Source organism: Streptomyces sp. GLSS-08, assembly GCF_056387915.1.
Genome location: NZ_JBWJAQ010000003.1, coordinates 308803 through 322155, shown reverse-complemented (window position 1 = coordinate 322155; position 13353 = coordinate 308803). Strand labels below are relative to the sequence as shown.

Annotated in this window: 12 protein-coding genes and 1 pseudogene; 8 read left to right on the top strand and 5 right to left on the bottom strand. The window is 71.7% G+C overall.

Annotation, left to right across the window (positions count from 1 at the left end):
- From AC0ZLC_RS06930 to AC0ZLC_RS06915, 4 genes are all read left to right on the top strand, one after another.
- Positions 1-795, top strand: coding sequence for a VOC family protein (locus AC0ZLC_RS06930; protein ID WP_476750988.1), 795 nt, complete (start codon positions 1-3; stop codon positions 793-795).
- Positions 796-1083: 288 nt separating this feature from the next.
- Positions 1084-1851: an alpha/beta fold hydrolase gene (locus tag AC0ZLC_RS06925; protein WP_476750987.1), complete on the top strand. Its 768-nt coding sequence runs from the start codon at positions 1084-1086 to the stop codon at positions 1849-1851.
- Between the two features lie 312 nt (positions 1852-2163).
- On the top strand, positions 2164-2616 hold the full coding sequence (locus AC0ZLC_RS06920) for a DUF6325 family protein (protein ID WP_476750986.1): 453 nt from the start codon (positions 2164-2166) through the stop codon (positions 2614-2616).
- Between the two features lie 33 nt (positions 2617-2649).
- Positions 2650-2967, top strand: a complete 318-nt coding sequence (locus AC0ZLC_RS06915; RefSeq protein ID WP_476750985.1) for an SHOCT domain-containing protein — start codon at positions 2650-2652, stop codon at positions 2965-2967.
- 70 nt (positions 2968-3037) lie between these two features.
- Here AC0ZLC_RS06915 and AC0ZLC_RS06910 read toward each other — a convergent pair whose 3' ends face one another.
- On the bottom strand, positions 3038-3175 hold the full coding sequence (locus tag AC0ZLC_RS06910; RefSeq protein WP_476750984.1) for a hypothetical protein: 138 nt from the start codon (positions 3173-3175) through the stop codon (positions 3038-3040).
- A gap of 286 nt (positions 3176-3461) precedes the next feature.
- Here AC0ZLC_RS06910 and AC0ZLC_RS06905 point away from each other — a divergent pair, with 286 nt between their 5' ends.
- The gene (locus AC0ZLC_RS06905) at positions 3462-3863 is read left to right on the top strand and encodes an SHOCT domain-containing protein (protein WP_476750983.1); all 402 of its coding nucleotides are present in this window, start codon (positions 3462-3464) and stop codon (positions 3861-3863) included.
- Between the two features lie 202 nt (positions 3864-4065).
- Positions 4066-6228 (top strand): ATP-binding SpoIIE family protein phosphatase, encoded by a 2163-nt coding sequence (locus tag AC0ZLC_RS06900; RefSeq protein ID WP_476750982.1) that lies wholly within the window; start codon positions 4066-4068, stop codon positions 6226-6228.
- Between the two features lie 80 nt (positions 6229-6308).
- On the opposite strand, the gene AC0ZLC_RS06895 is transcribed toward AC0ZLC_RS06900, so the two are convergent.
- The 4 genes and pseudogenes from AC0ZLC_RS06895 to AC0ZLC_RS06880 form a co-directional block, all read right to left on the bottom strand.
- Positions 6309-7493 carry a type III polyketide synthase gene (locus tag AC0ZLC_RS06895; protein WP_476750981.1) on the bottom strand — a complete coding sequence of 395 codons (1185 nt, stop codon included), beginning with the start codon at positions 7491-7493 and terminating at the stop codon, positions 6309-6311.
- A 376-nt stretch (positions 7494-7869) separates the two neighbouring features.
- On the bottom strand, positions 7870-9594 hold the full coding sequence (locus AC0ZLC_RS06890) for an acyl-CoA dehydrogenase family protein (RefSeq protein ID WP_476750980.1): 1725 nt from the start codon (positions 9592-9594) through the stop codon (positions 7870-7872).
- A gap of 195 nt (positions 9595-9789) precedes the next feature.
- A complete protein-coding gene (locus AC0ZLC_RS06885; RefSeq protein ID WP_476750979.1) occupies positions 9790-10362 on the bottom strand; it encodes a PadR family transcriptional regulator in 573 nt (190 codons plus the stop codon).
- Positions 10363-10607: 245 nt separating this feature from the next.
- A pseudogene (locus AC0ZLC_RS06880) lies at positions 10608-10838 on the bottom strand (TetR family transcriptional regulator C-terminal domain-containing protein); the annotation flags it as partial.
- Between the two features lie 14 nt (positions 10839-10852).
- Between AC0ZLC_RS06880 and AC0ZLC_RS06875 the strand changes: the two are divergent.
- Positions 10853-11728, top strand: coding sequence for an alpha/beta hydrolase (locus AC0ZLC_RS06875; protein ID WP_476750978.1), 876 nt, complete (start codon positions 10853-10855; stop codon positions 11726-11728).
- A gap of 158 nt (positions 11729-11886) precedes the next feature.
- On the top strand, positions 11887-13308 hold the full coding sequence (locus tag AC0ZLC_RS06870) for an MFS transporter (RefSeq protein ID WP_476750977.1): 1422 nt from the start codon (positions 11887-11889) through the stop codon (positions 13306-13308).
- Positions 13309-13353 lie beyond the last annotated feature (45 nt).

The window sequence follows — 13353 nt, the reverse complement described above, 5'->3', positions numbered from 1 at the left end:
ATGAACAGCGACAGAACGCTTCGCAGCCAGGTCTACTTCAGCCAGTCGGTCTTCGGGGCCCCGTGCTGGGTCAGCCTGACCGCACGCGACCTGCGGGCCACCCAGGACTTCTACGCGGCGGTGCTGGGCTGGGAGTGGCGTTCGGTGAAGCTGGGCGACCAGTTCAAGGTCGCGCACGTGAACGGAGTCCCGGTGGCGGGAGTGGCCGCGGTGGCGTCCATGTGGCAGATCGCCGCCGCCTGGACTCCGTACTTCGCCGTGCCGAGCGCGGACGAGGCCGTGTCGCGCAGTCAGGAACGCGGCGGTACGACGGCAGTGGGGCCGATCGCCTTCCCTCCGGGGCGGGCGGCCCTGCTGGCCGACCGCGACGGGGCGGTCTTCGGGATCTGGGAGGGCAAGCTCGTCACCGGCTGGGAGGACTGGCGCCGGGTGGCTCCCACCTTCGTGCGGCTGCACACGCGGGACGCCTTCGACGCGGCGATCTTCTACGGCGAGGTCCTCGACTGGGCCTCCGACCGCGCCGGCTGCTGCGACGTCGACTACGAGGAGAACGAGGTCGTGCTGCGCAGCCGCGGCGACGTGGTCGCCCGGATCCACTCCGGCGCCCTCGGAGCCGCCCCCGAGCCCACCCTGCGGCCCCACTGGCAGATCCATTTCGCGGTCGACGACGTGGAGGCCTGCGCCCGAGCCGCCCGCGCCCACGGCGGATCCGCGCGGCAGGGCGGCACCGGGTCCACCGAGGCGGTCCTCTCGGACCCCGACGGGGCGCACTTCACCGTGACGCGCACCGTCTGAGGCGAGGCCGCGCCACCGGAGCGGCGCGCCTGACCCGCTCCGTCCCCGCTCGCCGGCCGAACTCCTCCCGCTCCGTGGCGTGGTCCAGCGCCAGTTGGCAGGCGCCGGTCATCACGCCGAGCGCCTGCCAGGGGACCCCGCTGAGGGTGGCGCGCAGGATCTCCGCCACGTCGCGGAAGGACTCGGTGTTCTGCAGCCGGTCGGTCTCGGCCGGTCGACGGCGGGAGCGCGGTCAGTACGCTCGCGGGCGCAGCCTCACGTCCTCCGCCGTTCGAGAAAGGACCACGCATGCCGGTCTTCACCGCCCCCGATGGCGTCAGCCTCTCCTACGAGGTGTGGCCGGGCACCTCGGACCTGCCATTGGTGCTGCTGCAGCACGGCTTCATCGCGGACGGGAAGTCCAACTGGGTCGCTCCCGGTATCGTCGCCGCGCTGACGGCCGCCGGCCGCCGGGTCGCCACCATCGACGCCCGCGGGCACGGCAGGTCGGACAAGCCGCACGATCCGGCCCGCTACGGCGAGGCCCGCATGGCCGAGGACGTCCGCGCGCTCGTCGACCTGCTCGGGGAGGCGTCCTACGACCTGGTGGGCTACTCGATGGGAGCGATCGTCTCCCTGCTCACGGCGGTACGCGATCCACGCGTCCGCCGCCTGGTGGTCGGCGGGGTGGGCGCCGCCGTGGTCGAACTCGGCGGTGTCGACACGCGGGCCGTCGGGCGCCCGGCGCTGCTGCACGCGCTCGGCACCGACGATCCTGCCACGGTCACCGATCCGGCGGCCGCCGGTTTCCGCGCCTTCGTCGACGCCGTCGGGGGTGACCGGAAGGCGCTGGCCGCGCAGGTCACCGCCGCGCACGACCGGCCGATACCGCTGGACGCGGTCAAGGCCCCGACGCTCGTCCTCGCCGGCCGGGACGACCCTCTCGCCGCCCGGCCGCAGACTCTCGCGGACGCCCTCCCGGACGGGAGGCTGCGCCTGGTGCCCGGCGACCACATGCAGGCGGTGCGCGATCCCGCCTTCCGTGACGAACTGGTGCGCTTCCTCGGCACCGGCTGACATCACGTGCGCGCGGGACCGTCGGCCGCGGGCTCCGCCGGCCGACGGGGACGCTCTCGTGTGCGGTACTCCTCAGCCGCCGAGGATGCCCGTGGGGAGGATCGACTGGGCGGAGGTCACCGGGCAGGGCGGCGCCCTGAGCGCTGGCGGCCGATCTGCGGGCCACGCGCTGCCTGGCGGCGGTGGCCCGCCTTCACCCCGAAGGTGCGTACGAGGTCCTGCGGTGTTGGAATTGAGGCGGCGACGAGCGCGTCCATCGAGGCACGGCTGACGCGCCGTCGGAGGCAGAAGGCCGCCAGGCGAGGAGTCCGTATGAGCGTCGACGCATTCTCGGAAATGGGACCTGTCGATTACCTGATCCTGGAATTTCCCGGTAATCGCATGACCGGGGAGGGCATGCCCCTCCTGCTCGACCTCGTCGACCGGCACATCATCCGCATCCTCGACCTGTCCTTCGTCCGCAAGGACGAAGACGGCTCGGTCAGAGCGCTCGAGCTCACCGACATGGACGGCGACGGGGAACTCGATCTGGCCGTGTTCGAGGGCGCCTCCTCCGGCCTGCTCGGCGAGGACGACCTCCGGGAGGCCGCCGCGGTCCTCGAACCCGGCAACTCCGCGGGCGTCATCGTGTACGAGAACGTGTGGGCCGCACCGCTGGCGGCGGCCCTGCGGCGCAGCGGAGCCCGGATGGTCGCCAACGGGAGGATCCCGGCCGAGAACCTCCTGGCGACTCTGGAATCCGTCGAGGCCGGATCCCCCTCCTAGGCCGACGCCCGCCCCACGACAAGGACACCTGCCATGCCCGGTCTGCTCCGCGGGGTCGCCCGCACCGCAGTCATCTCCGGTACCGCCACCGCCGTTTCCAACCGCGTCTCGCGCCGCCAGGCCGGCCGGTGGGCGCAGCAGGACTACGAACAGACCCCCGCGGCGCCGCCCCAGCAGGCCTACGGCGCTCCGGCACCCGCTCCGGCGCCCGAGCCGGCGGCCGAGCCGGCGGCCGCAGCGTCGATGGACACCAAGATCGCGCAGTTGAAGGAGCTCGCTGAGCTCAAGGAACAAGGGGTGCTCTCCGAGGCGGAGTTCGCGGCACAGAAGGCCCGCATCCTGGAACTCTGAACGCGGCACCCGTCACCGCCGCCGGGTCACCGCGGGGATCGGCTCGGAGTGCTCGGGCCACCGGTTCCGGTCACCTCCCCGCGGCGTCCTCACGCGGCCGCTTGTGGCGATCGACGAACCGGCCCACCGTGCCGGGCCGCAGGCCGGCCTGACGCTTGAGCAGATCCGACGGGATGACATCCGGCGGTGCTTCCACGGTGGAATCCATGATGCCTGCCTCCTCGCTGCGCGGCTTGGTCCGCCCGGCTGCGGAGGTCACGCAATCAGGGCCGCGGCGCGCGGGTTGTCCGGCACACCACCCTCCGGGGAGCGGACCGGGCGGGTTCGTCCGATCGGACCAGCGGCCCGGGCCCCCGATGAGCCGGCCGCGAGATGGCCGCCGGCCCGCAGACAGGGCGACGGCCGCACCGGAGCGAGCGCGGCCACCGGGTGCGGCGGGAAGGGGGTCGCGGTATGACTGTCTGTGGGGGACAGCACTCGAACGGAGCGGGCCCATGGACGACTATCCGCTGCTCGACGTCTTCCTGACGATGATGTGGTTCTTCCTGTGGACGATGTGGTTCTTCCTGCTCTTCAAGGTGGTCACCGACATCTTCCGGGACCACTCGCTGAGCGGAGGGGCGAAAACCCTGTGGCTGATCGTCGTCCTCGTCCTCCCGTACCTCGGCGTGTTCGTCTATCTCATCGTCCGCGGCCGCACCATGGGCAAGCGGGACGCCGAGGAGGCCAGGGAGCGGGAGGCGGCGTTCCGGAAGTATGTGCAGGAGGCGTCCGCGGACTCCGGCAGCGGCCGCGGCAGCCACGTGGACGGCCTGACGCGGCTGGCCGAGATGAAGAGCAGGGGCGACATCAGCGCGGAGGAGTACGACCGGGCCAAGGCGAAACTCCTCGCCTGAGTGAGGCGGCCGGGAGACCCGGAACACGGCTCCACCTGCCGCGGCATTCCCTCACTTCCGGCGTTCAGCGTGCGATCCGCCGGTGTGGGCGAAGCACTCCCCGGTGTTGTTCAATGAGGTGTGCGGTCAGGGATCTCGGGGCCCCGTCGCACGGGTCCGAGTACGGCCCCGGCGCTGCGCCGGGGATTGCCGAGAGAGCCGCATGGACTCCACACCGTCCCCCTCGTCCTCTTCGCCGTTCGAGCAGGTCAGCAGCGCCCTGGGACGCTACATCCCGCGCGGCGCGGAGGAAGCGGCCGAAGGTCCCGCCGACGCGCGGGGCGACCGCGGCACCCGCCGGCGCGTACCCGACGACCCACCGTCCGACCGTCACGACCAGATCCTCGGCGTGGTCAATCTGGACGGGGATCTGAGAATCACCCGCTGCAATCTGGACGCCCCCGTCTTCGCGGGCCTGGTCGCCGCGGCCGGGATTCCGTTCGCCGATCTCCTGCCCCCCGGGGACGTACCGACGGTCACGCGGCGGTTGCGGCAGGTCCTGGAGATCGGTGAGGCGCACGTCGCCAGGATCCAGCGCCTGCGGCGCGGCGACGGGTCGGAGCTGGTGGTCTCGATGAGCATCCTGCCCGCCGCGGCGCCCCATGAGGGCCTGACCGTCTCGGTGATCGCCATGGCCAGGCGGCTGCACCTGTACGCCGCCGAGACCGCGATCGGCACCTCGCTCGACATCGCCGAGACCGCGCAGTCACTGGCGGAGTCCCTGCTGGCCTGGGGAGACGTGGCCGCCGTCGACCTGGACTTCGCCGTATGGACGGGCGAGGGAGTCACCGAGCAGGCGCAGGGCCGCATCCGGCTACGGCGGGCGGCCCTGGTGCCGGACCGGGCCTGGCCCGAGGGGTACGTGCTTCCGGGCGACGATCTTCCGAGCGACGCGAGTCGCCTGCTGGCGCAGGCGGTACGGCGGGACGACGCCCCGCAGGCCATCGTCATACCCGACCGGGAGGCGGTCGAGCGGGTGCTCGGCAGTGCGCGGGTGATACGGGCCCTGGTGCCCGGTGACCGGTCGGCGAGTGTGGCGTGCATACCGCTGGTCCTGGTCGGCGCGCCGACCGTCGTGCTGGGCGTGGCGGAGGTCTGGCGGCGGGCGGACCGCCCCTTCCGCGACAGCGAGCTCTTCGACCTTCAGGAACTGGTGGCCAGGACCGCCCATCACGTCGACCTGGCCCGTCAGCACCAGCGGGAGCACACGCAGGTGCTGGCGTTGCAGCGCCGCCTGCTGCCCCGGACCGGCGGCGCCACCATCGAGATCGCCAGCGTCTACCAACCCGCCACCCCCGACAGCGCGGGCGTCGGCGGCGACTGGGTGAACAGCTTTCCGCTGCCGGACGGCCGTACCGCGCTGGTGGTCGGAGACGTCGTCGGACACGGCCTGGGAGCAGCGGCGACCATGGGCCAGCTGAGCATGGAGGCCCGCGCGCTGCTGTCCGCGGGTCTGGCACCCGACGAGGTGCTGGAGCACCTGGACGAAACCGTGACGCTGCTGGACGACGCGGAGTCCGGGCTGGCGGCCGGCTACAGCGCTCTCGGATCGACCTGCTGCATCGCCCTCTACGACCCGGTCAGCCACGACGTGACGCTCTCCAGCGCCGGTCACCTGCCCCCGGTCCTGGTGCTTCCGAACGGGCACGCGGGCCCACTCGCGGTCCGCCCTCACCCCGGCCTGGGCGCCGAGTTCGCGCTGCGGGAGCCGTTCGACGTGCACACGTTCGGCGCGCCCCCGGGCTCCCTGCTCGCGCTCTACACCGACGGCCTGGTGGAGGATCCGGCGCTGTTGATCGACGAGGGCATCAGCAGGCTGGCGGATGCCGTGTCCACGGTGCACCCCTGGGACGCCCTGCAGCACGCCGCACGGCACGTCGTCTCCACGCTGGCGCCCGCGCGCCAGCGCGACGACGTGACCCTGCTGCTCGCCCGCATGATCGGCTACCGCAAGGGGGACACCGCGACCTGGCGGCTGCCCGCCCGCGACGACGCGCCCGCCCGTGCCCGCGCGCACGTCTCCGCGCTGCTGCGGCAGTGGCGCACCAGGGACGACATCAGGGACGACGCGACGCTGCTGGTCAGCGAGCTGGTCACGAACGCGGTGCGCTGTGCCCGCGGTCCCATCACGGTACGACTGATCAGGGGCGGTCACGGCCTGCTGTGCGAGGTGGGCGACACCGGTAACGGCAGGCCGCGTCTGAGCCGGGGCGGACTTCTCGACGACGGCGGGCGGGGCCTGCACATCGTGCACAAGCTCACCACCCGGTGGGGGGTGCGGTGGACGGACACCGGCAAGGTGGTCTGGGCGCAGGTCGCGAGGTGACGCCGCCGCGCCTGCGGGACCGGTGGCGTGCCCGATGATGCGGGCGTCCCGTCCGCCGGCGGGGTTCGCCTGGGCTCGTCCTACAGCCATTCCCCTTCAAGCGCGGTGGCGGTGAGGCCCGGAGCCGCCGCGTACAGGACGGCGCGGCTGCCCGGCTTCTGCCCGGCGTCGTGCGCCCGCCGCAGGATGTCGAACACGGCCGCGCCTCCGCGGTTGCCGCTGGTGTAGCTGTCCCGGCTGTGGTCCAGCAGCCCCGACGGCCACGCGTCGGGCATCGTCTGCTCCATGTACTCCAGCACCCTGGTACCGCCGGGGTGCGCGAGCAGCACGTCGGGGTGCCAGGAGTCGGGGTCGTCCTGGTAACGGAGGCGCAGCCACTCCCACATCGCGGTGACCGTCTCCTGCACGGCGCGCGGCCCGCGGCGGTCCATCACGAAGTGGGTGCCGTCCGCCCGCGTGTCCAGGCGGTGCAGGTCCTGGGTGCCGGGCAGGGTGTGGTGCCAGGCGGCATCCAGCCGCACGGCCGACTCCCGCCTCGGGCGGCCCGTCACCACCGCGGCTACCGCGGTGTCCGCGAACAGCAACCGGACGATCAGGGACTCGAGGGTGTCGTCGGCGGGCTGGTAGGTCGTGCTCAGCGCCTCCGCGATCACGACGAGGACCACCCGGTCGGGGTCCGCGGCCACGAGGTCCGCCGCCAGGGCCAGGGAGCGGGTCCCGGCGACACAGGCCCACTGCGTGGCCGGCAGCAGCAGCACGTCGTTGCGGAGCGGAAGCCTGTTGGCCAGGGCGATGTCCAGACCCGGGAGCGCCGGGGTGGTGGAGTGACTGGTGATCAGGCAGTCGACGTCCGCGGCGTCCAGCCCGGCGATCTGCAGGGCCCCGCGCGCCGCCCGCTCCCCGTAGGACTGCACGGCCTCCCAGGCCGGCGCGGTGCGCTCCTCGACGGTCTGCGGCGCGGGTATCGCCTCGAGCGCGGCGATCACGCGGTCCACGTCCTGCTGGGTGAACCCGTCACGGACCAGCGCCTCTTGGGCGGGCCCGGCGCCGACAGCCCCCAGGCCGCCGCCGTTGCCGGGCGCGAGTACGGTCTCCAGCGGCAGCATCCACCCGCGGGTCTCGATGCCCGTACTGGCCGCGATGCCGTCGATCCGCGGCGCCCACGGCGCGTGCGGGTGCCGGTCGCGCACCTCCGCCACGATCCGGCTGGTCTCCACGGTGTGCTCGCCGTGTATGACGGCAGGAGGACAGAGGTATGCGGTCATGATGGGCACCTTTCCAGGGGAACGCGGAGGAACGTCACGAGGGCTGCGCCATGGGCCACTTCGGGCTTCGTGCCCATGAGGAGGGGTCCGCTTCGGGAGTCGCTGTCCTGGCAAGCATGGACGCTAAAGGGACATTTCCGCTGTGACGCAGACAACTTGGGCGCCTACTGGAAGGGGTGATTCGGCACACATCGCCGAAAGAGGATCTCTCGGGGCGGTTCCGTGGCGCACGGCTGACTGACCGTCAGTCCGTGCGGCGGCATGCGCCTCCTGCGGGCGGCCGGAGCCTTGAGCCAGGATCTCGGAGAGAGCCGAGCGTTGACAGACCGGAGGCCGGGCTCTAGCGGCCCGGCCTCCGGTGATGTGCACTGCGCGTCTACGGGGCCATCTCGTACGTGCCGGACAGCGCCTCGACCTGCTGCCAGACCCGCCCCGTGCGGGCCTCGTCGACGACCGGTCGCCGCACGGCGCCCAGCGCCCACTCCTGCTGCGCCTCGGTCGCCGAGTCCTTGCCGTGCAGTTCGACGGCGTGGGCGGAGAAGTCCCGCACGAGCACGGCGAAGAGTTCGTCGAGCACGTCCTCGTCGAGTCCGGTGAGGGCCGCCTGTTCCAGGACGAGCTGCCCGTGCACGACGAGGGCGAAGAGCTGGCCGACCGCGAGGGCGAGGTCGAGATCGCGGCTCTGTTCCGCGTCGGGGGCGGCGGTGGTGACGAACGCGCAGAGCGCGTCGGCCTGTTCGCGCAGACGGGTCACGTTGGGCAGGTGCGCGTATGCCTCGAAGGCGGGCCGCCAGTCGTGGAAGCGCACCGAACCGAGGCCGCGGGCCGGCCCCTGCCGGAACAGGAAGTCGTCGTCGGTGGCGTCGAGGCGGGTGCGGACGCCGGGATACTCGACCGGGTCGAGGAGGTGGTTGCGCATGAACTTCAGGATCAGCGCCAGGTTGACGTGGACCGTGCCCTCCAGCTTCGGCAGACCGCGGATCTCGACCGCCGCCTGGGCGAAGTAGTTGTCCTTCTCGAACCCCTTGGCGGCGATCACGTCCCACATCAGGTCGATGACCTTCTCGCCCTCCGTGGTCACCTTCATCTTCGTCATCGGGTTGAAGAGCAGGTAACGGCGGTCGTCCGGGCCCGCGGAGCGGAAGTAGTCGACGGCGCGGCCACTGAACAGCTTCATGCCGACGAGCCTGACGTAGGCGTCGGTCAACTCGCGCCGCACGTGCGGGAAGGCGGTGACGGGACGGCCGTACAGGATGCGGTTGTGGGCGTGGGTGACGGCCTCGTACATCGCGTGCTCGCAGATGCCGATCGAGGCTGTGCACAGGTTGAACTTGCCGACGTTGACGGTGTTGAGGGCGGCGTCGAAGGCCGCGCGGCCGGTGTGCAGGACGTCCGCGGCCGCTACGGGATAGTCCTCCAGACGGAACTCGCTGACGAACTTCGAGGAGTCGACGACGTTCTTGACCAGGTGGTAGGCCGGGTGTCGGCTGTCGGCGGCGAAGAACACGTAGCCGTCGGGGCCCTCGACGTCGTTGCGGCGGCCGAAGACGGAGACGAGTCCGGCCGCGTTGCCGTTGCCGATGTAGTACTTGGAGCCGGTGGCGCGGAAGCCCCCGTCGCCGTCGGGTTCGAGCAACATGTCGGTGGAGTAGATGTCGGCGCCGTGGACCTTCTCGGACAGACCGAACGCGAACACCTCCCCCTGGGCGAGGAGTTCCGCGGCGCGGGTGCGGGCGGCGGCGTTGTCGCTCTGCCAGACCGGACCGAGGCCGAGGATCGTCACCTGCCAGGCGTACCAGTAGTCCAGGCCGTAGAAGCCGAGGATCTCGTTGAGCGCGGCGATCCGGGCGGTGTCCCACCGCTTGTCCGGCTCCCCCTCCCCCGCGGCGGACGACGGCGTCAGGAAGGTGGCGAACAGGTTCTCCTTCGCGGCGAAGGCCAGGAAGTCACCGAGCCACGCACGGGTCCGGTAGTCCTCCAGCAGCCGCCGCTTCCCGCGCTCCTCGAACCAGTCGACGGTGGCACGCAGCAGGCGGCGCGTCTCGGGGTCGAAGTGCGCGGGGTCGTAGCCGCGCGGGTTGAACAGTAGCTGGTCAGCCATGGTGGGGCCTTTCGGCAGTGGTGAGGGCGGACATCGGGTTGGACGGCTGGGCGGTGCGGCCCGGGAGGCGCTGCGGAGGGGGCGGCGGACCGGCCCGGGAGCGGCGGAGGGCACGGGTCGCACCGGGAGCTGCGGAGGGTGCGGGCCGGCCCGGGAGGAGCGGCAGGCCGCAGGGCGTCTGGGACGCGGCGCCGATCAGCGGCCCGGACCGAACCGGGCCAGCGTGACGAGTACGTCGTCCAGCCAGTCGATCATCATCCGTTCATACGCGATACCGCCGCGCAGGACGACGTGCTGGAGTTCTCGTTGCGCGTCGAGCGGCGCCCGCGTACCGGCTGCCTCCGCCTCTGGCCCCGTGAAGTCCCTTGCCTCGCCCGCGAGATAGTGCGCCAGCCGGCCCCGGTGTGCCTGCCGGTGTCGCTCCACCTCGCGGATCAGGCCGGCGGGGTCGTCGAAGGCGGCGCCTCGGATCTTCACCGCCAGGTCGTGGCGGACGCTCTCCGGCTCGATCGGATCGCGCAGCCAGGAGGACAGCGCCGCCCGTCCGAGGTCGGCGACGGAGTACTCCTTCTTGTCCGGCCGCCCCTGCTGCGGGACGTCCCGGACGTCGACCCAGCCGTCGTTCTCCATGCGCTTGAGCACGCGATAGATCTGCTGGTGCGTCGCGGTCCAGAAATAGCCGATGGACCGCTCGAAACGCCGGGCCAGTTCATAGCCGGATCCCGGCTTTTCCAGGAGCGACACCAGGATCGCCTGTTCGAGCGCCATGACGCCGATCCTGCTATGCAACTCGTTGCATAGCAAGCCTCGCCCGCCCCGATGCGACGAGGCTCACCCCACGGATGTCCCCTGCCCCGGCGACTGGGACCAAGACTGCGCGGGGAACCACGAGGCGCCGACGTGAGGAGCCACACCTTGGGGCGGCCCCTCGCGAGGCAGAGCAGTCCTGAAACGGGATGCAAGCGGTATCGAACGACGTAGCTCTCGATGTGGTCGATGACCGTCGATACGGCATGCCGGTATGCGGTGCTCGACCGGCGGACCTGGGACAGCAGCATGCCGCCTTGGACGGCGGCCAGCAGGGTGGTGGCCAAGGCGGCGACGTCGGCGCGCTCGCTCAGCTCCCCGCGAGCCTGCATGCGGGCGAGCCCCGACCTGATGGGTGCTTCCCAGCGCTCGAAGGAGCCGGCGCCCCCAGATCGACGCCCTGCTCGGGAAGTTGGCCGAAGGAGGCGAACCGGCACCGGAGAGCCGAACGGTGAGGCAGAACCGCGACCTCGCGAGCAACCTCTCCGTCCTCGCGGGCGACCTTGAGCCGGTCGGCGGCGTGTACGACGCCGTGGCCTCCGCCGTCGGCCTCGAGGTCCCCGTCCGTATCTACACCCCCGCCACCGTCCCGCGCTCCGGGCCGCTCCCCGTGACGGTCTTCTTCCACGGCGGTGGATGGGTCCTCGGAGACCTGGACAGCCAGGACCACATCGCCCGCATCACGGCCAACCGCTCCGGCACGATCGTGGTCTCCGTCGACTACCGGCTCGCGCCCGAACACCGCTTCCCGGCGGGGATCGAAGACGCCTACGCGGCCCTGACATGGGTCGCGGCCAACGCCGGAAGCTTCGGAGGCGACGGGCAGAACATCGCGGTGTTCGGCGAGAGCGCCGGCGGCAACCTCGCCGCGGTCCTCGTGCAGGAGGCGCAGCGGCGCGGGGGACCCCGGATCGCCATTCAGGTGCTGGCGTACCCGGCGGTCGACCGGTTCGACGACAGCCCCTCCATGTACGAGAACATGGCTGGACCGCTGCTGAGCCGCAGCTGGCTCGAGTGGTTCTGGGGTCTCTACCTCAACACGCCGGACGAAGGTGCCGACCCGCGCGTCTCCCCGGCCCGCTCCGACGACCTGGCCGGGCTTCCTCCCGCCGTCGTCGTCACCGCCGAACACGATCCCCTGCGGGACCAGGGCGAGGGCTACGCGCGGAAGCTCGCCGACGCCGGCGTGCCGGTCAAGCACCTTCCGGTCAAGGGCGCCACCCACGCGTTCTTCTCGTTCACCGGGTCGGTGCAGCTCTCCAGGGACGTCTTGGCTCAGCTCGGAGATGCCGTGGCCGCCGCGTTCACGCCTTCCTCGGCGACCTGACCGACGCCATCACCGGGACCCCCGCACCGCAGACATGGGGAGCGTGCGCACTCTCACGCGCAGAACTATGGTGTCCCACCACATACGCCTCTGCCCTGCGCGTTTCTACGGTGTGGCGACACGCAATCGTCCCCGTCGAACGCCAGGAAGTGGTGCCGATGTCCTCCCCCGCGACCGCTCCGCCAGCCCCGTCCAGCCTCAAGCGCATCGTCGCCGCGAGTCTCATCGGCACCACCATCGAGTGGTACGACTTCTTCCTCTACGGATCGGCCGCCGCGCTCGTCTTCAACGAGCTCTTCTTCCCCAACTCCGAACCGCTCGTGGGAACCCTGCTCTCGTTCCTGACCTACGCCGTCGGGTTCGCGGCCCGCCCGGTGGGCGCCCTCGTCTTCGGACACTACGGCGACCGCCTGGGCCGCAAGAAGCTGCTGGTGCTGAGCCTGTTGCTGATGGGCGGAGCGACCTTCGCGATAGGCCTGCTTCCCACGTACGGCACCGTCGGCGTCGCTGCCCCGGTGCTGTTGACCACCCTGCGCCTGGTCCAGGGCTTCGCGCTCGGCGGCGAATGGGGCGGCGCCGTACTGCTGGTGTCGGAGCACGGGGACGCGAAACGGCGCGGTTTCTGGGCCTCCTGGCCGCAGACGGGAGCGCCTGCCGGACAGCTGCTGGCGACCGGAGTGCTCTCGCTGCTGACCGCCACGCTGTCGGACGACGCCTTCGGCTCCTGGGGCTGGCGCATCCCGTTCCTGCTCTCCGGCGTGCTGGTCGTCGTCGGTCTGTGGATTCGTCTGTCCGTCGACGAATCCCCCGTGTTCAAGGAGGCGTTGGCGCAGGCGCAGGCCCGCAAGGCGGCGGAGGCCGCCGGCGCCCCGGCCGCGGAACCGGAGAAGATGCCGCTGGTCTCCGTCCTGCGGTACCACTGGCGCGACGTGCTGGTGGCGATGGGCGCGCGCATGGCGGAGAACATCAGCTACTACGTGATCACCGCCTTCATCCTGGTGTACGCCACCACGTCCGCCGGTGTCTCCAAGCAGACGGCGCTCAACGCGGTGCTCATCGCGTCCGCCGTGCACTTCGCCGTCATCCCCGCCTGGGGTGCCCTCTCCGACCGCGTCGGCCGCCGCCCCGTCTACCTGCTGGGCGCGGCCGGAGTCGGGCTGTGGATGTTCCCGTTCTTCCGCCTGATCGACACCGGCGGCTTCGGCAGCCTCATCCTCGCCGTGACCGTCGGCCTGGTGCTGCACGGAGCGATGTACGCGCCCCAGGCGGCCTTCTTCTCGGAGATGTTCGCGACCCGGATGCGGTACTCGGGCGCGTCCATCGGTGCCCAGTTCGCCTCCGTCGCGGCCGGCGCGCCCGCCCCGCTCATCGCGACCGCCCTGCTGGCCGAGTACGACGACTCGACTCCGATCGCGCTGTACGTGATCGCGGCGGTCGTCCTCACGCTGATCGCGGTGGGCGTCGCCAAGGAGACCCGGCACCGGGACCTGACCGACGTGGACACCCCGTCCGACGTGGACACCCCGTCCGACGCGGAGCCCGCCCCGGCGGCGCCGTCGGCGGACGTACGGCCCGTCTGACCCGGGAACGTGCCACCGACCCTCGTACGCCGACGCGTACGAGGG

Bases quoted from the DNA above. Each gene is read 5' to 3' on its own strand.
- AC0ZLC_RS06905 (WP_476750983.1), top strand. From the start codon at position 3,462: ATGGACGACTATCCGCTGCTCGACGTCTTCCTGACGATGATGTGGTTC.
- AC0ZLC_RS06885 (WP_476750979.1), bottom strand. From the start codon at position 10,362: ATGGCGCTCGAACAGGCGATCCTGGTGTCGCTCCTGGAAAAGCCGGGA.
- AC0ZLC_RS06920 (WP_476750986.1), top strand. From the start codon at position 2,164: ATGAGCGTCGACGCATTCTCGGAAATGGGACCTGTCGATTACCTGATC.
- AC0ZLC_RS06910 (WP_476750984.1), bottom strand. From the start codon at position 3,175: ATGGATTCCACCGTGGAAGCACCGCCGGATGTCATCCCGTCGGATCTG.
- AC0ZLC_RS06900 (WP_476750982.1), top strand. From the start codon at position 4,066: ATGGACTCCACACCGTCCCCCTCGTCCTCTTCGCCGTTCGAGCAGGTC.
- AC0ZLC_RS06930 (WP_476750988.1), top strand. From the start codon at position 1: ATGAACAGCGACAGAACGCTTCGCAGCCAGGTCTACTTCAGCCAGTCG.
- AC0ZLC_RS06895 (WP_476750981.1), bottom strand. From the start codon at position 7,493: ATGACCGCATACCTCTGTCCTCCTGCCGTCATACACGGCGAGCACACC.
- AC0ZLC_RS06870 (WP_476750977.1), top strand. From the start codon at position 11,887: ATGTCCTCCCCCGCGACCGCTCCGCCAGCCCCGTCCAGCCTCAAGCGC.
- AC0ZLC_RS06915 (WP_476750985.1), top strand. From the start codon at position 2,650: ATGCCCGGTCTGCTCCGCGGGGTCGCCCGCACCGCAGTCATCTCCGGT.
- AC0ZLC_RS06890 (WP_476750980.1), bottom strand. From the start codon at position 9,594: ATGGCTGACCAGCTACTGTTCAACCCGCGCGGCTACGACCCCGCGCAC.
- AC0ZLC_RS06925 (WP_476750987.1), top strand. From the start codon at position 1,084: ATGCCGGTCTTCACCGCCCCCGATGGCGTCAGCCTCTCCTACGAGGTG.